The sequence below is a fragment of the Pseudomonas sp. IPO3747 genome (assembly GCF_013385245.1).
GTDB classification, from domain to species: Bacteria; Pseudomonadota; Gammaproteobacteria; order Pseudomonadales; family Pseudomonadaceae; genus Aquipseudomonas; species Aquipseudomonas edaphica.
In genome coordinates this window covers 93,573-110,271 of the sequence record NZ_JACAQL010000025.1, presented here as the reverse complement: position 1 = coordinate 110,271, position 16,699 = coordinate 93,573, and the positions used below count along the sequence as shown (strand labels likewise).

The following is a 16,699-nucleotide window of genomic DNA, read 5'->3' as shown; positions in this document are numbered from 1 at the left end:
TAAGTAAATCAGCTTGTTATGAGGAAAAAACACCATTTCGCCAACAAACCGTACACAGGTTATCCACAGATCACTAAATCGCAGGTGTCTCGACTACAACCGGCTCTGGAGGCAGCGAACCCATGGCCCGTTGCTGCGCTTCATTCCACGCCTGTGCGCGGTCATTGAGTGCGGCAATGGCGCGTGGCCCTTCACCTTCGGCGTACATGGGCTCGCCAATGACCACAGTGATAGTGCCTTCACGCTTGGCCCACCCGGTCTTCGGCCAGAACTTGCCGGCGTTATGCGCAATCGGCAGCACGGGCAGATGGGCGTTGACCGCTAATGCAGTACCGCCGCGCGAGAACTTGCCCACGGTGCCAAACGGCACACGCGTACCTTCCGGGAAGATCAGCACCCAAACACCATCCTTGAGCAGCTCGTCACCCTTCTTGGCCACGTGTTTGAGCGCCGCCTTGGGGTTGTCACGGTCGATGGCGATCGGCCGCAGCATGGCCATCGCCCAGCCGAAGAACGGCACGTACAGCAGCTCACGCTTAAGCACCTGGCTCAGAGGCGAGAAGTACGCGGACAGGAAGAACGTTTCCCACGTGCTCTGGTGATTCGACAGAATCACGCAGGGCTGGTCCGGGACGTTTTCAGCGCCCTTGATCTCGAAACGGATGCCCAGGAATACCTTGGTCAGCCACAACGCACAGCGGCACCAATAGACGTTGATAAAACGATAACGCGCCTTGAACGGCAGGAACGGCGCGATAAAAAAGCTCAGGGTGCACCACAGAAACGAACTGGTGCCCAGCAGCAGGTAAAAGAAGAAGGTTCTGATGGCCTGCAAAATCGACATGGCAGCATTTACCGTTGCGGGACATGGCCCGCCTGCTAAAAGCACACTCCCGAGCAATCCTTGTTCAGGAAGTCGAGGGCGGCTAGTTGTTAATAAGTTCTGCGGCAACCGCCGCCAGATCGTCAAAAATCAGAGTGCCCACCGGCAGGTTTTTCGCCTGGGTCTTTTCGCCTTTCCCGGTCTTAACCAAAACTGGCTGAGAGTCGACGGCTTTGGCCGCCTCCAGGTCACCGAGGCTGTCCCCGACGAACCATAGCCCAGCTAACGGCACCTTGTAATGTTCTGCAATGGTTTTCAACATGCCAGGCTTGGGTTTGCGGCACTCGCAGCCCTCATCCGGCCCGTGGGGGCAGTACACCACCAGCCCCACCTCACCGCCCTGCTCGGCCACTAACGCGCGCAAACGCGCGTGCATGGCGTCCAGGGTGGCGATGTCGTAATAACCGCGGGCGATGCCGGACTGGTTGGTGGCGATGGCCACCGTCCAGCCGGCTTTGCTCAACTGCGCGATGGCCTCGATCGAGCCGGGCAGTGGAATCCATTCCGCCACCGACTTGATGTAAGCGTCGGAGTCGTAATTGATCACCCCGTCCCGATCGAGAATCAGCAGTTTCAACATGGTCAGCCCAGTACAGAAATGTCAGCGATGTTGATGAACAAGCCGCGCAGGCGTGCCAGCATGGCGTAGCGGTTTTTCCGCACACCAGCATCTTCTGCATTGATCATCACCGCTTCAAAGAACGCATCCACCGGCTCACGCAAGGTGGCCAGGCGCGCCAGTGCTTCGGCGTAATTGCGTTCGGCGAGCAGCGGCTTCACCGCGTTTTCCGCTTTGGCGATGGCCGAGTTCAGCGAGAACTCCTTGGCATCGGCAAACAGGCCAGGGTCGACTTCGGCATTGCCGAGGTTGTCGGCCTTGCTCAGCAGGTTCGACACACGCTTGTTCACGGCGGCCAGAGCCTCGGCTTCCGGCAGCTTGCGGAAGGCTTGTACGGCCTGTACGCGCTGATCGAAGTCCAACGCCGAGCCCGGTTGCAGGGCACGTACCGACAGGTAGACGGAAACGTCCACGCCTTCGTCTTCATAACGCGCACGCAGGCGGTCGAACACAAACTCCAGCACTTGCTCGGCCAACCCGGCTTGCTTGACCTTGGCGCCAAACTGGCCGACTGCAAACACCACGGCCTGGGTCAGGTCGAGGTCGAGCTTTTTGTCGATCAGGATACGCAGCACGCCCAAAGCCGCACGGCGCAGGGCATACGGGTCTTTGCTGCCGGTAGGCAACATGCCGATACCGAAGATACCGACGAGGGTGTCCAGCTTGTCAGCGATGGCCACGGCCGCACCGGTCAAGGTGCTCGGCAGCTCAGCGCCAGCGCCGCGCGGCATGTACTGCTCGTTCAGAGCCAGGGCCACATCGTCCGGCTCGCCGTCGTTGAGGGCGTAGTAGTAACCGGCAACGCCTTGCATCTCCGGGAACTCGCCGACCATTTCGGTGGCCAGGTCGCACTTGGACAGCAAGCCAGCGCGGGCTGCCCAGGCAGCGTCACCGCCAATGCGTGGGGCAATGTAGGCGGCCAGCTTGGAAACGCGCACGGCCTTGTCGTAGACGCTGCCGAGTTTTTCCTGGAACACCACGTTTTGCAGGCGCAGGTTGAAGTCTTCTAGCTTCTGCTTCTTGTCTTGCTTGAAGAAGAACTCGGCGTCAGTCAGGCGCGGGCGCACGACTTTCTCGTTACCGGCGATGATCTGCTGCGGGTCTTTGCTTTCGATGTTGGCCACGGTGATAAAACGCGGCAGCAGCTTACCGTCCACATCCAGCAGGCAGAAATACTTCTGGTTGTCCTGCATGGTGGTGATCAGCGCTTCTTGCGGCACGTCGAGGAAACGCTCCTCGAACGAGCACACCAGCGGCACCGGCCATTCAACCAGCGCGGTCACTTCGTCGAGCAGGCTTGGCGGCACGATGGCGGTGCCTTCCTGCAGGCGGGCCAGCTCTTCGGTGCGCTTGCTGATCAGCTCGCGACGCTCGTTGGCATCGGCCAGCACGTAAGCGGCACGCAGGTCGGCGGCGTAGTTGGCCGGCGAGGTGATGCGCACGGCTTCTGGATGGTGGAAGCGGTGACCACGGGAATCACGGCCAGCCTTCTGGGCGAGGATCGTGCAGTCGATGACTTGGTCACCGAGCAACATCACCAGCCACTGAGTTGGGCGCACGAACTCTTCCTTGCGAGCACCCCAGCGCATGCGCTTGGGGATAGGCAAGTCGTTCAGGGAGTCTTCAACGATGGTCGGCAACAGGCTTGCCGTTGGCTTGCCGGTGATGACCTGGCTGAAGCGCAGTTTCGGGCCGCTCTGGTCGATCTCGCTCAGCTCGACGCCACACTTCTTGGCAAAACCAAGGGCGGCTTGAGTCGGATTGCCTTCAGCATCAAAAGCCGCCTGGCGCGGTGGGCCGTCGAGGTTGATGCTGCGGTCCGGCTGCTGGGTTTCCAGCGCGGTCAGCAACACCGCCAGGCGACGTGGCGCGGCGTAGACTTTTTTCGCGGCGAACTTCAGGCCAGCGCTGTGCAGGCCTTTTTCGATACCGGCCAGGAACGCATCGGCCAGGGTGTTCAGTGCCTTGGGTGGCAGCTCTTCGGTGCCCAGTTCAACCAGGAAATCTTGAGCACTCATTGTGCAGCCTCCAGCTTAGCCAACACTTCATCACGCAGGTCCGGGGTTGCCATCGGGAAGCCCAGCTTGGCGCGAGCCAGCAGGTAGGCTTGGGCGACGGAACGCGCCAGGGTGCGTACACGCAGGATGTATTGCTGGCGCGCGGTCACCGAGATGGCACGGCGGGCGTCCAGCAGGTTGAAGGTATGGGAAGCCTTCAACACCATTTCATAGCTCGGCAACGGCAGCGGCTGGTCGAGTTCGATCAGGCGCTTGGCTTCGCTTTCATAGAAGTCGAACAGTTCGAACAGCTTGTCGACGTTGGCGTGTTCGAAGTTGTAAGTGGATTGCTCCACTTCGTTCTGGTGGAACACGTCGCCGTAGGTGACTTTGCCGAACGGGCCGTCAGCCCACACCAGGTCGTAGACCGAATCCACGCCTTGCAGGTACATGGCCAGGCGCTCGAGACCGTAGGTGATCTCGCCGGTCACCGGGTAGCACTCGATGCCGCCGGCTTGCTGGAAGTACGTGAACTGCGTCACTTCCATGCCATTGAGCCAGACTTCCCAGCCCAGGCCCCAGGCGCCCAAAGTTGGCGATTCCCAGTTGTCTTCGACGAAACGGATGTCGTGCACCAGTGGGTCCAGGCCGACATGTTTCAGCGAGCCCAGGTACAGCTCCTGGAAGTTATCCGGGTTCGGCTTCAATACCACCTGGAACTGGTAGTAGTGCTGCAGACGGTTCGGGTTTTCGCCGTAGCGGCCGTCAGTCGGGCGACGACTGGGCTGCACATAAGCGGCGTTCCAGGTTTCCGGGCCGATGGCCCGCAGGAATGTAGCGGTGTGGAAAGTGCCGGCGCCTACTTCCATATCGTAGGGCTGAAGTACCACACAACCTTGCTCGGCCCAGTATTGCTGGAGGGCGAGGATCAAGTCTTGGAAGGTACGCACGGCTGGCGTAGGCTGGCTCACGAAATTCACCTGTTACTTGGGCTGCGATTTAAAGAGCGGGAGTATACCCGATTCGGCCCTGCCACCACTCCCTGGAGCCTTATGCCACGCTGCTTTTGGTGTTCTGAAGATCCGCTGTACATGGCTTATCACGATCAGGAGTGGGGAACGCCGCTGCGCGATGCGCAGGGTTTGTTCGAGTTGCTTTTGCTCGAAGGGTTCCAGGCGGGCCTGTCCTGGATCACCGTTTTACGCAAACGCGAGCATTATCGAAAGGTCTTGTTCGGCTTTGATGCGCAGCGTTTGGCCAGGCTGACCGATGCTGAAATCGAAGCACTGATGCTCGATCCAGGCATCGTGCGTAACCGCCTAAAGCTCAACGCCACCCGCCGCAACGCCGCCGCCTGGCTGGCGCTGGAAGATCCGGTGGGGTTGCTCTGGTCCTTTGTTGGCGGCGTGCCCAAGGTCAATCACTTTACCGATCGTAGCCAAGTCCCGGCGATTACCCCCGAGGCTGAAGCCATGAGTAAAGCGTTGAAAAAAGCCGGTTTCACCTTCGTCGGCCCGACCATCTGCTACGCGTTCATGCAGGCCTCGGGCATGGTCATGGACCACACTCAGGACTGCGACCGTTACGCGGACTTGGCCAACGCCGGTTAGAATGCCCGCTTTGCGCACCACACACGATCAGGAGTGACCTGTGGAAAAGTTTAAAGGCGCCTTGCTGGTAGGCGCTCTTCGGTTGTTTGCCCTGCTGCCCTGGCGCGCTGTCCAGGCCGTCGGCACGGCGATTGGCTGGATCATGTGGAAAACCCCCAACCGCTCCCGCGACACGGTGCGGATCAACCTCTCCAAATGCTTCCCGGACATGGACCCGGCCGCCCGCGAGCGTCTGGTGGGCCAAAGCCTGATGGACATCGGCAAGTCGCTGACCGAAAGCGCTTGCGCCTGGATCTGGCCGGCACAGCGTTCCATCGACCTGGTGCGCGAAGTCGAAGGCCTGGAAGTGCTGCATGAGGCATTGGCCTCGGGCAAAGGCGTGGTTGGTATCACCAGCCACCTGGGCAACTGGGAAGTGTTGAACCACTTCTATTGCAACCAGTGCAAACCGATCATTTTCTACCGCCCGCCCAAGCTCAAGGCGGTGGATGAGTTGCTGCAAAAACAGCGGGTGCAGTTGGGTAACCGCGTGGCGGCGTCCACCAAGGAAGGCATCCTCAGTGTGATCAAGGAAGTGCGCAAAGGTGGTCAGGTGGGTATTCCGGCTGACCCGGAGCCGGCGGAATCTGCGGGCATCTTCGTGCCGTTTTTCGCCACCCAGGCGCTGACCAGCAAGTTTGTGCCGAACATGCTCGCAGGCCACAAGGCTGTTGGCGTGTTCCTGCATGCCCTGAGGCTGCCGGACGGTTCGGGTTACAAAGTGATTCTGGAAGCAGCGCCGGAAGATATGTACAGCACCGACACGGCTACCTCCTGCGCGGCGATGAGCAAGGTGGTGGAGCGTTATGTCGGCGCCTACCCGAGCCAGTACATGTGGAGCATGAAGCGCTTCAAGAAACGCCCGCCGGGTGAAGAGCGCTGGTACTGACCACGTGATCGTTCCCACGCTCCGCGTGGGAACGCCGCCTGTGACGCTCCGCGTCACGGTTTTAAGGGCAGGCGCAGAGCGCCCAGGGCTGCATTCCCACGCAGAGCGTGGGAACGATCATAAACTCGGTTTTTCAGCCATACCGAGGTGATGCTATCGCAGGCAAGCCAGCTCCCACAGGGATCAATTCAGGCCAGGCGATCGAGTTTCTTCAGGAACACCGTCATCTCTTTTTCAGCCTGTTTGTCGCCATGTGCCAGGGCTGCTTCTATGCCCTTTTCCCAAGCTAACCGTGCTGCAGCGTTATCACCCTGCCCTTGCTGAGCCTTGCCCAACAGCTTCCACGCCGCCGAATACTTCGGGTCGAACTCGACGCATTTCTGCAAATGCTCGGCCGCCTTGGCGTTGTCCTTCAAGTCCAGATAACCCTTGCCCAAGCCAAAGCGCAGCAATGAATTATCCACACCCTTGGCGAGCATTTTTTCCAGGGATTCGAGCATTTATTATCACCTTGAGCGAAAAAAGGCTGTTGTGGCGAGGGAGCTTGCTCCCGTTGGATTGCGCAGCAGTCCCCCAACATTTTGCGAGCGCTTCGCACTCGAGCGGGAGCAAGCTCCCTCGCCACAATGAAATATTCCTGCCTAGAAAAAACTCAGCCCCACGTGAAACAGCTTCTCCACATCGCGAATATGCTTTTTATCCACAAGGAACAGAATCACATGGTCACCCGTAGCGATCATCGTGTCGTCATGGGCGATGATCACTTCTTCATCACGAATAATCGCACCAATGGTGGTGCCCGGCGGCAGGCCGATATCGCGGATCGCCTTGCCGATCACTTTGCTCGACTTTGAATCACCATGGGCAATCGCTTCGATGGCTTCTGCCGCGCCCCGGCGCAGGGAGTGCACGCTGACGATATCGCCACGGCGCACGTGGGCCAGCAAGGTGCCGATGGTGGCCAACTGCGGGCTGATGGCGATGTCGATGTCGCCGCCCTGGATCAGGTCGACGTAGGCCGGGTTGTTGATGATGGTCATCACCTTCTTCGCCCCCAGCCGCTTGGCCAGCAACGAGGACATGATGTTGGCCTCGTCGTCGTTGGTCAGGGCCAGGAAGATATCGGCGTCGGCGATGTTTTCTTCCATCAGCAGGTCACGGTCCGAGGCGCTGCCTTGCAAGACCACGGTGCTGTCGAGGGTATCGGACAAATGCCGGCAGCGCGCCGGGTTCATCTCGATGATCTTGACCTGGTAGCGGCTCTCGATGGCCTCGGCCAAGCGCTCGCCGATCTGCCCGCCGCCGGCAATGACGATGCGTTTGTAGCTCTCATCGAGTCGACGCATTTCGCTCATCACTGCACGAATATTCGCTTTGGCAGCGATGAAAAACACTTCGTCGTCCGCTTCGATCACCGTATCGCCCTGGGGCAGGATCGGCCGGTCGCGACGGAAAATCGCCGCCACGCGGGTTTCCACATTCGGCATGTGTTCGCGCAGTTGGCGCAGTTGCTGGCCCACCAGCGGACCGCCGTAATAAGCCTTTACCGCCACCAGTTGCGCCTTGCCTTCGGCAAAGTCGATCACCTGCAAGGCACCGGGAATTTCGATCAGGCGCTTGATGTAGTGGGTCACCACTTGTTCAGGGCTGATCAGCACATCCACCGGAATCGCATCGTTGTCGAACAGACCGGCGCGGGTCAGGTAGGCGGCTTCGCGCACGCGGGCGATCTTGGTGGGCGTGTGAAACAGGGTATGGGCGACTTGGCAGGCGACCATGTTGGTCTCGTCACTGTTGGTCACCGCCACCAGCATATCGGCATCGTCGGCACCGGCCTGGCGCAGCACCGTCGGGAATGACGCGCGGCCTTGCACGGTACGGATGTCCAGGCGGTCGCCCAGGTTGCGCAGGCGCTCGCTGTCGGTGTCGACCACGGTGATGTCGTTGGCTTCGCTGGCCAAATGTTCGGCCAGTGTGCCGCCGACCTGCCCTGCACCAAGGATGATGATTTTCATCCGGTCACTCCCTTAAACCCATTAGCCGCGCGCGGCAGCAATCTTGATCAGTTTGGCGTAATAGAAGCCATCGTGTCCGCCTTCCTGCGCGAGCAGTTGGCGGCCGTGGGGCTGCTTGATACCGGCCGCCGTGGCGAGGTCCAGCTCCCGTGCGCCACTGGTGCGGGCGAGGAAGGCTTGGATCACCTCGGTATTTTCTGTCGGCAGCGTGGAGCACGTGGCGTAGAGCAGGATGCCGCCGACTTCCAGCGTTGGCCACATTGCATCGAGCAGTTCGCCTTGCAGCACGGCCAGGGCGGCGATGTCGTCGGGTTGGCGGGTGAGCTTGATATCCGGGTGACGGCGGATCACGCCAGTGGCGGAACATGGCGCGTCGAGCAGGATGCGCTGGAACGGCTTGCCGTCCCACCACGTGGCGGTGTCGCGGCCGTCGGCGGCGATCAGCTCGGCGCTCAGGCCCAGGCGTGCAAGGTTTTCACGCACGCGCACAAGGCGCTTGGCTTCCAGGTCGACGGCGACTACACCGGCCAGGTCTTTTTCGACTTCCAGAATGTGACACGTCTTACCGCCCGGCGCGCAGCAGGCGTCCAGTACGCGTTGGCCTGGGGCCAGGTCGAGCAGGTCGGCGGCCAATTGTGCGGCTTCGTCCTGCACGCTGATCCAGCCTTCGGCAAAGCCCGGCAGGCTGCGCACGTCGGTGGCCGCTTCCAGCACGATGCCGTCGACGCTGTACACGCACGGCGCGGCGCTGATGCCGGCACCGGTGAGCAATTGCAGGTAGGCGTCACGGCTGTGGTGGCGACGGTTGACCCGCAAAATCATCGGCGGGTGCGCATTGTTGGCGGCGCAAATGGCTTCCCATTGCTCGGGCCAGAAGGCTTTCAGGGATTTTTGCAGCCAGCGCGGGTGCGCTGTGCGCACCACCGGGTCATGTTTCAGTTCGGCCAGCAGCGCTTCGCTTTCACGCTGGGCGCGACGCAGTACGGCATTGAGCAAGGCCTTGGCCCACGGCTTCTTCAGCTTGTCGGCGCAGCCGACGGTTTCACCGATGGCGGCATGCGCGGGCACGCGGGTGTAGAGCAGTTGATAAAGGCCGACCAGCAGCAGCGCCTCTACATCGGCGTCGGCGGCCTTGAACGGCTTTTGCAGCAGCTTGGCCGCCAGGGCCGACAAGCGCGGCTGCCAGCGGGCGGTGCCAAAGGCCAGGTCCTGGGTGAAACCGCGATCACGGTCTTCAACCTTGTCCATTTGTGTAGGCAACGAACTGTTCAGCGAAGCCTTGCCGTTGAGTACGGCAGCGAGCGCCTTGGCGGCGGCCAGACGCGGGTTCATTGAGCGACCGCCCCGAGAACCGTGCCCAAGGCAAATTTCTCACGACGGCTGTTGAACAAGTCGCTGAAATTAAGCGCCTTGCCGCCGGGCAATTGCAGGCGGGTCAGGCACAGCGCCTGTTCACCGCAGGCGACCAACAGGCCGTCCTTGCTGGCGCCGATGATTTCACCCGGAGCACCTTTGCCATCCACCAAGGTGGCGGCCAGCACTTTCAACGCTTCGCCATTGAGGGTGCTGTGGCAGATCGGCCACGGGTTGAAGGCACGCACCAGGCGTTCCAGCTCAACGGCCGGGAGGTTCCAGTCGATACGCGCTTCGCCTTTATTCAGTTTGTGTGCGTAGGTGGCGAGGCTGTCGTCCTGTACTTCGCCTTCCAGCGTGCCGGCCGCCAGGCCAGCGATGGCCTGGATCACGGCGGGCGGGCCAAGTTCGGCCAAGCGGTCGTGCAGGCTGCCGCCCGTGTCTTCAGCCGTGATTGGGGTGGCAACCTTGAGCAGCATCGGGCCGGTATCCAGACCCGCCTCCATGCGCATCACGGTCACACCGCTTTCAAGGTCACCGGCTTCGACGGCGCGCTGGATCGGCGCCGCACCGCGCCAACGCGGCAGCAACGAAGCGTGGCTGTTGATGCAGCCCAGGCGCGGGATATCCAGCACGACTTGGGGCAGGATCAAACCGTAAGCCACTACCACCAGCAAGTCGGGCTTCAACGCCGCCAGTTCCGCCTGGGCATCGGCATTGCGCAGGGTTGGCGGTTGCAGCACAGGGATGTTGTGCTCAAGCGCCAACTGCTTGACCGGGCTTGGCATCAGTTTTTGCCCGCGACCGGCCGGGCGATCCGGCTGGGTGTACACCGCCACGATGTCATAAGGGCTGGCAAGCAGCGCCTTGAGGTGTTCGGCAGCGAATTCGGGAGTGCCGGCAAAAACAATGCGCAGTGGCTCGGTCATGGGAGTTCTCGGTTAAAAACAGTCACAAAAGAAAAAGGCTTGCCGCAGCAAGCCTTTGGAAGAAGGGCATCAAGCTTGCTGGCGATGCTTTTTTTCCAGCTTCTTCTTGATCCGGTCGCGTTTAAGCGTGGACAGGTAATCAACAAACAGCTTGCCGTTGAGGTGGTCGCATTCATGCTGAATGCACACTGCCAGCAAGCCTTCGGCGATCAGTTCGTAGGGCTTGCCGTCACGGTCCAGGGCCTTGATCTTCACGCGCAGCGGGCGTTCGACGTTCTCGTAGAACTCCGGCACTGACAGGCAGCCTTCCTGGTATTCGCCCATCTCTTCGGTCAGCGGTTCGAACTCGGGGTTGATAAACACCCGCGGCTCGCTGCGATCTTCCGACAGGTCCATGACCACGACGCGCTGATGCACGTTGACCTGGGTCGCGGCGAGGCCGATGCCCGGGGCTTCATACATTGTTTCAAACATGTCATCGACCAACTGACGAACCTTGTCGTCCACTACGGCCACCGGTTTGGCGATCGTGCGCAGGCGCGAGTCGGGAAATTCGAGGATGTTCAAAATAGCCATAAGCGTAATTGCTGCACATGTGAGGTAGAGGCAAATCGGCGTTGGGATGGACCCAGACCGCCGGTGTGAAAGGTTCGAAAGCCGCTAAGGCTCTGGCATTTCACGCGAACGCACATAATAAAGGAGATTGACCCCATGAGGAAATCGCTACTCGTCTTGCTGTTGTGGGCGCCGCTCGCCATGGCCCTGGTTTCCCAGCCCGGCCCGCGCCTGGAACAGGCGACGCAACAGGCCATCCGCCACTTCTTGCTGCACAACCGCATTTTCGATACACCCCAGGACCTGGACAACGCCCCTTACATTGTTGCCGCCGACGCGGGGCGAGTCCTGGGCGCCAACGGTGAGCGCGTGCATGCCCGCGGTGACCTGGACCCGGCCCAGCCGGACTATGGGATCTTTCGTCGCGGCAAAACCTACACCGACCCGCAAACCCAGGAGCTGCTGGGCATCAATGCCGACGACATCGGCAGCGCACGCTTTGTATTGGCGGGCGACCTCAGCACCCTGGCCGTGCAAAGGGTGACCCAGGAAGTGCGCCCAGGCGACCGCTTGCTACGTGCCGAACCGCCCGTCGAATGGGCTAACCGGGAGCCTGTGCCTTTCATCGAAGGGCATATTATCGATATTCCCAAGGGTGTCACCCAGATCGGCGTAATGGATGCCGTGACCTTGAACAAGGGCCGCCGTGACGGTCTGGCCGAAGGCCACCTGCTCACGGTGATCAAGGCCGGCGTGAGCGTACGCGACAGCCTCTCTGGCGCCCCGGCCCAACTCCCCGATGAAGATGCTGGCACGCTGCTGGTGTTTCGCACCTACGAAAAACTCAGTTATGGCCTGGTGCTCAGAGCCTCGCGTTCACTCGCGGTCATGGATCGATTCGAGACTGCCCGACAAACGCAATAAATAGCCTGCTAAATAAGTTACCAACAGAGTTATCCACAGCTTGTTCAGATCAAGGACGATCAAATGTATCCGACAAACAGCCCTGAAATTTCCCCTGCAGAACTGGAAGCCCGACTACGCTTGCACAGGCTGCCGGAACTGGGCCCCAAGCGTTTTCGCGTATTGATTGACGCATTTGGTTCTGCCTCCAAGGCCATCAGCGCCCCGGCGAGTGCCTGGCGTTCTCTCGGGTTGCCACCCATTAGCGCCGATGCCAGGCGCAGCCCTGAAATTCGAGATGGCGCCAGTGATGCGCTCGCATGGTTGGAGCGCCCGGCCCAGCATTTACTGATGTGGGACCAGCCTGAGTACCCTGCGTTACTGGCGCAGATCGACGATGCACCGCCGTTATTATTCGTTGCCGGCGAGCCAAGCATTCTCGAAAAGCCGCAGTTGGCCATGGTCGGCAGTCGCCGTGCATCACGCCCTGGGATGGACACTGCCGCCGCCTTTTCGCGCAGCCTGGCAAGCGCCGGTTTTGTCATCACCAGTGGCTTGGCCTTGGGCATCGACGGTGCTGCGCACCAAGCGGCATTAGATGTCGGGGGGCAGACAATCGGCGTGCTTGGCACCGGCCTCGAAAATTTTTATCCACAACGCCACCGCCAGCTCGCCGCCGCGATGATTGCCCAGGGCAGCGCGGTGGTTTCCGAGTTTCCGCTGGACGCCGCGCCCCAGGCCGCCAACTTTCCACGGCGCAACCGGATTATCAGCGGCCTGTCGCTGGGGGTGCTGGTGGTGGAAGCCAGCATGGCCAGTGGTTCGCTGATCACCGCCAAGCTTGCCGCCGAGCAAGGGCGTGAGGTGTATGCGATTCCGGGCTCCATTCATCATCCGGGCGCCAAGGGCTGCCATCAGTTGATTCGCGACGGTGCGACGCTGGTGGAGTCCATCGAGCACATCCTGGACGGCTTGCGCGGTTGGCAGGCGTTGTCCCGCCCGGCGCCGATGCCGGTCACCCATCCGCTGGTGGCGCTGTTGCACGCGGCGCCCCTCACCAGCGAGGCCTTGGCGATTGCCAGCGGGCGGCCGTTGTCCCACACACTGGCGGCGCTTACCGAGCTTGAGCTTGAGGGCCAGGTGATCTGCGAAAGCGGGCGCTGGCTTGCGCGCGGCCCGCTTATGTAATTAGTTTTTGCAAAGAACATCGGTAAACTGCCCACAGCTTTAGTCCGGAGAGTGAGCAATGGTCAACAGGTGGCGTGTGCTGGAAGCCGCACGAGAAATTCGCGCAGGCGCGGTGATTGCCTATCCGACCGAAGCGGTCTGGGGCCTGGGCTGCGACCCGTGGAATGAAGACGCGGTGGACCGGCTGCTGGCGATCAAGAATCGCTCGGTCGACAAGGGGCTGATCCTGGTGGCGGACAATATCCGTCAGTTCGATTTTCTGTTTGAAGACTTCCCGGACACCTGGATCGACCGCATGGCCAGCACCTGGCCGGGGCCGAATACCTGGCTGGTGCCGCATCAGGGCATGTTGCCGGAATGGGTGACCGGTGTGCATGACACCGTGGCGCTGCGGGTCAGCGATCATCCGTTGGTTAGGGATTTATGCGCGCAGGTGGGGCCGTTGATCTCTACCTCAGCCAACCCGCAAGGCCGCCCGGCGGCGCGTACGCGCATTCGCGTGGAGCAGTATTTCCGTGGCCAAGTGGATTTGGTGCTGGGTGGTGCCCTGGGTGGGCGCAAGAACCCCAGCCTGATTCGCGATTTGGCGACGGGTGAGGTAGTGCGGCCGTCTTGAGACCGAGGCGCGGCCATCGCGGGCAAGCCCGGCTCCCACAGGGGAGTGCATTCCAAATGTGGGAGCGGGCTTGCCCGCGATGGGGCCCTTACAAACGCGGAAGATCTTAGAGACTTATGGCAGCAAAATGGTCGACCCGGTCGTCCTGCGCCCCGACAACTCCGTCTGCGCCTTCGCCGCATCCGCCAGCGCAAACCGCTGGTTGATATCAATACGCACCTTGCCGCTCTTGATCATCGAGAACAGATCATCGGCCATCGCCTGCAAGTCTTTCGGGTTGCTGGCGTAAGTCGCCAGTGTCGGCCGAGTGACATACAACGAGCCCTTCGCCGCCAGAATCCCCAGGTTCACGCCATCCACCGCGCCCGACGCATTGCCGAAACTCACCACTAAACCCCGTGGCGCCACGCTGTCCAGCGAGGTCAGCCAGGTATCTTTGCCAACGCCGTCGTACACCACCGGGACTTTTTTGCCGTCGGTCAATTCCAGCACGCGCTGTGCGACGTTTTCCTTGCTGTAGTCGATGGTTTCCCAGGCGCCGAGGGATTTGGCCAGTGCGGCTTTTTCCGGCGAACTCACGGTGCCGATCAGCTTCACGCCCAGCGCCTTGGCCCATTGGCAGGCCAGCGAACCCACGCCACCGGCAGCGGCGTGGAACAGAATGGTTTCGCCACCCTTCAACTCGTAGGTCTGACGCAGCAGGTACTGCACGGTCAGGCCCTTGAGCATCGCGCCAGCCGCCTGTTCGAAGCTGATAGCGTCCGGCAAGTGCACCAGGTTGGCGGCAGGCAACACATGCAGTTGGCTGTACGCACCCAGTGGGCCACTGCCGTAGGCCACGCGGTCACCGACCTTGAACTGCGTGACCTCGCTGCCAACCGCATCCACCACGCCAGCGCCTTCTGCGCCAAGGCCCGATGGCAAGGCTGGCGGCGCATACAGGCCGCTGCGGAAATAGGTGTCGATGAAGTTCAGGCCGATGGCCTCGTTCCGTACACGCACCTGCTGTGGCCCAGGTTCTGCCGGGGTGTAGTCCACATACTCAAGCACTTCGGGGCCACCATGGGCGCTGAACTGGATACGTTTGGCCATCTGCACTTCTCCTGAGGTCGAATCGCGTAGCCCCCTATCCCACTCCTAAGCTTGATCTTCGTCAACTGCGGCGCGGTCGGGTGCAGTGGTATCCTGTGCGCCCATTTGCCGCCGACGCCCAATGGCCTCGCGTAGCTTTGCCCGATTCAAGGTGATGCCATGACTACCCGCACCGAGGCTGTAAAGGCCTACCTGCTTGACCTGCAAGACCGCATTTGCAGCGCCCTGGAAACCTTCGAGACGGATACTCGCTTTATCGAAGACGCCTGGACCCGGCCTGCCGGCGGCGGCGGTCGCACCCGTGTGATCGAAAACGGTTCGGTGATCGAAAAAGGCGGCGTCAACTTTTCCCACGTCTTCGGCAGCGGCCTGCCACCGTCCGCCAGCGCGCATCGCCCGGAACTGGCTGGGCGTGGCTTTGAAGCCCTCGGCGTGTCGCTGGTGATCCACCCGCACAACCCGCATGTGCCGACGTCCCACGCCAACGTGCGCTTTTTCATCGCCGAAAAAGACGGCGAAGAGCCGGTGTGGTGGTTCGGTGGCGGCTTCGACCTCACGCCCTACTACGGCAATGAAGAAGACTGCATCCACTGGCATCGCGTGGCCGAGCAGGCCTGTGCGCCGTTTGGCGCGGATGTGTATTCGCGCTACAAGGCCTGGTGCGACACCTACTTCCATATCAAGCACCGCAACGAACCGCGCGGCATCGGCGGCCTGTTCTTCGATGACTTGAACGAGTGGGGCTTTGACACCTGCTTCGCCTTCATCCGTGCCATCGGCGATGCCTACATCGACGCCTACCTGCCGATCGTGCAGCGTCGCAAGGCCATGGCTTACACCGAGCAGCAGCGCCAATTCCAGGAATTCCGTCGTGGCCGCTACGTCGAATTCAACCTGGTCTACGACCGGGGCACCCTGTTCGGCCTGCAATCGGGCGGGCGTACCGAGTCGATCCTAATGTCGCTGCCGCCGCAAGTACGCTGGAGCTACGACTGGAAAGCCGAAGCCGACAGCGAAGAAGCGCGCCTCACTGATTACTACCTGCAAGACCGCGACTGGTTGGGCCTTGCTGCGCCCAAGGCGGCTGTCTGATGGACCGTTATGTGGTGTTCGGCAACCCCATTGGCCACAGCAAGTCGCCGTTGATTCACCGCATGTTCGCCGAGCAGACCGGTGAGCAACTGGACTACAGCACCCTGCTCGCGCCGCTGGAGGATTTCACCGGCTGTGCCCGTGAGTTCTTTGCACAAGGCCGTGGCGCCAACGTCACCGTGCCGTTCAAGGAAGACGCCTACCGCCTGGCCAACAGCTTGACCGAACGCGCCCAGCGCGCAGGCGCTGTGAACACCCTGAGCAAGCTTGCCGACGGCACCTTGCTGGGCGACAACACCGACGGCGCCGGCCTGGTGCGCGACCTCACGGTGAACGCCGGGCTTAGCCTGCAAGGCAAACGCATCCTGCTGCTGGGCGCCGGTGGCGCCGTACGCGGGGCGTTGGAGCCATTACTGGCTGAGCAACCTGCGTCGCTGATCATCGCCAACCGCACCGTTGAAAAAGCCGAACTGCTTGCCGAGCTGTTCGACGATTTGGGGCCGGTGTCGGCCAGCGGTTTCGATTGGCTGCGTGAGCCGGTGGACGTGATCATCAATGCCACGTCTGCCAGCCTGTCAGGCGATGTACCGCCAATTGCGGGCAGCCTGATCGAACCGGGCAAGACCTTTTGCTACGACATGATGTATGCCAAGGAGCCGACCGCGTTCTGTCGCTGGGCTACCGAGCAAGGCGCGGCGGTGGCGATGGATGGTTTGGGCATGTTGGTGGAGCAGGCCGCAGAAGCCTTCTTCCTGTGGCGCGGCGTGCGCCCGCAGTCGGCGCCGGTGTTGGCTGAGTTGCGACGGCAGTTGGCTGCGGCATAAATCTGAATGTGAACACGGTCAAAATGTGGGAGCTGGCTTGCCTGCGATGGCGGTGTATCAGATACAGATGTGCTGGCTGATTCACCGCCATCGCA

17 protein-coding genes are annotated in these 16,699 nt (G+C 61.3%); 7 read left to right on the top strand and 10 right to left on the bottom strand.

Annotation, left to right across the window (positions count from 1 at the left end):
- Window positions 1–73: 73 nt before the first annotated feature.
- The 4 genes from HX790_RS26190 to glyQ all read right to left on the bottom strand — a co-directional run bounded on the left by HX790_RS26190 (window position 74) and on the right by glyQ (window position 4,470).
- Window positions 74–844, bottom strand: coding sequence for a 1-acyl-sn-glycerol-3-phosphate acyltransferase (locus HX790_RS26190; protein ID WP_017135137.1), 771 nt, complete (start codon window positions 842–844; stop codon window positions 74–76).
- Between the two features lie 82 nt (window positions 845–926).
- Entirely contained in the window at window positions 927–1,463 is a 537-nt protein-coding gene (gene gmhB, locus HX790_RS26185; RefSeq protein ID WP_017135138.1) for a D-glycero-beta-D-manno-heptose 1,7-bisphosphate 7-phosphatase, read from the bottom strand.
- Window positions 1,464–1,465: 2 nt separating this feature from the next.
- On the bottom strand, window positions 1,466–3,520 hold the full coding sequence (gene glyS, locus HX790_RS26180) for a glycine--tRNA ligase subunit beta (protein WP_176992448.1): 2,055 nt from the start codon (window positions 3,518–3,520) through the stop codon (window positions 1,466–1,468).
- Window positions 3,517–4,470, bottom strand: a complete 954-nt coding sequence (gene glyQ, locus HX790_RS26175) for a glycine--tRNA ligase subunit alpha (protein WP_003187265.1) — start codon at window positions 4,468–4,470, stop codon at window positions 3,517–3,519. Before glyQ ends, glyS begins: the two co-directional genes overlap by 4 nt.
- An 81-nt stretch (window positions 4,471–4,551) precedes the next feature.
- Here glyQ and HX790_RS26170 point away from each other — a divergent pair, with 81 nt between their 5' ends.
- Window positions 4,552–5,109 (top strand): DNA-3-methyladenine glycosylase I, encoded by a 558-nt coding sequence (locus tag HX790_RS26170; RefSeq protein ID WP_017135140.1) that lies wholly within the window; start codon window positions 4,552–4,554, stop codon window positions 5,107–5,109.
- Window positions 5,110–5,149: 40 nt separating this feature from the next.
- Window positions 5,150–6,037: a lysophospholipid acyltransferase gene (locus HX790_RS26165; protein ID WP_017135141.1), complete on the top strand. Its 888-nt coding sequence runs from the start codon at window positions 5,150–5,152 to the stop codon at window positions 6,035–6,037.
- Between the two features lie 188 nt (window positions 6,038–6,225).
- Here the strand turns inward: HX790_RS26165 and HX790_RS26160 are convergent, their stop codons facing one another.
- The 5 genes from HX790_RS26160 to def all read right to left on the bottom strand — a co-directional run bounded on the left by HX790_RS26160 (window position 6,226) and on the right by def (window position 10,910).
- The gene (locus HX790_RS26160) at window positions 6,226–6,537 is read right to left on the bottom strand and encodes a lipopolysaccharide assembly protein LapB (protein ID WP_065932011.1); all 312 of its coding nucleotides are present in this window, start codon (window positions 6,535–6,537) and stop codon (window positions 6,226–6,228) included.
- A 141-nt stretch (window positions 6,538–6,678) separates the two neighbouring features.
- Window positions 6,679–8,052, bottom strand: a complete 1,374-nt coding sequence (trkA, locus tag HX790_RS26155; protein WP_099550193.1) for a Trk system potassium transporter TrkA — start codon at window positions 8,050–8,052, stop codon at window positions 6,679–6,681.
- Between the two features lie 21 nt (window positions 8,053–8,073).
- A complete protein-coding gene (gene rsmB / locus HX790_RS26150) occupies window positions 8,074–9,384 on the bottom strand; it encodes a 16S rRNA (cytosine(967)-C(5))-methyltransferase RsmB (protein WP_176992447.1) in 1,311 nt (436 codons plus the stop codon).
- Window positions 9,381–10,334, bottom strand: a complete 954-nt coding sequence (gene fmt, locus HX790_RS26145; RefSeq protein WP_176992446.1) for a methionyl-tRNA formyltransferase — start codon at window positions 10,332–10,334, stop codon at window positions 9,381–9,383. Before fmt ends, rsmB begins: the two co-directional genes overlap by 4 nt.
- Before the next feature lie 69 nt (window positions 10,335–10,403).
- A complete protein-coding gene (def, locus tag HX790_RS26140; RefSeq protein WP_017135146.1) occupies window positions 10,404–10,910 on the bottom strand; it encodes a peptide deformylase in 507 nt (168 codons plus the stop codon).
- A 135-nt stretch (window positions 10,911–11,045) separates the two neighbouring features.
- On the opposite strand from def, the gene HX790_RS26135 reads away from it, so the two are divergent.
- The 3 genes from HX790_RS26135 to HX790_RS26125 all read left to right on the top strand — a co-directional run bounded on the left by HX790_RS26135 (window position 11,046) and on the right by HX790_RS26125 (window position 13,596).
- Window positions 11,046–11,813: a peptidoglycan-binding protein gene (locus tag HX790_RS26135; RefSeq protein WP_176992445.1), complete on the top strand. Its 768-nt coding sequence runs from the start codon at window positions 11,046–11,048 to the stop codon at window positions 11,811–11,813.
- Between the two features lie 63 nt (window positions 11,814–11,876).
- Entirely contained in the window at window positions 11,877–12,980 is a 1,104-nt protein-coding gene (gene dprA, locus HX790_RS26130) for a DNA-processing protein DprA (protein ID WP_017135148.1), read from the top strand.
- A 58-nt stretch (window positions 12,981–13,038) separates the two neighbouring features.
- A complete protein-coding gene (locus tag HX790_RS26125) occupies window positions 13,039–13,596 on the top strand; it encodes an L-threonylcarbamoyladenylate synthase (protein ID WP_017135149.1) in 558 nt (185 codons plus the stop codon).
- Window positions 13,597–13,710: 114 nt separating this feature from the next.
- On the opposite strand, the gene HX790_RS26120 is transcribed toward HX790_RS26125, so the two are convergent.
- On the bottom strand, window positions 13,711–14,688 hold the full coding sequence (locus tag HX790_RS26120; protein ID WP_017135150.1) for an NADPH:quinone reductase: 978 nt from the start codon (window positions 14,686–14,688) through the stop codon (window positions 13,711–13,713).
- 159 nt (window positions 14,689–14,847) lie between these two features.
- On the opposite strand from HX790_RS26120, the gene hemF reads away from it, so the two are divergent.
- Both hemF and aroE read left to right on the top strand, forming a co-directional pair.
- Window positions 14,848–15,780 carry an oxygen-dependent coproporphyrinogen oxidase gene (gene hemF, locus HX790_RS26115; RefSeq protein ID WP_017135151.1) on the top strand — a complete coding sequence of 311 codons (933 nt, stop codon included), beginning with the start codon at window positions 14,848–14,850 and terminating at the stop codon, window positions 15,778–15,780.
- A complete protein-coding gene (aroE, locus tag HX790_RS26110; protein WP_017135152.1) occupies window positions 15,780–16,604 on the top strand; it encodes a shikimate dehydrogenase in 825 nt (274 codons plus the stop codon). Before hemF ends, aroE begins: the two co-directional genes overlap by 1 nt.
- Window positions 16,605–16,699 lie beyond the last annotated feature (95 nt).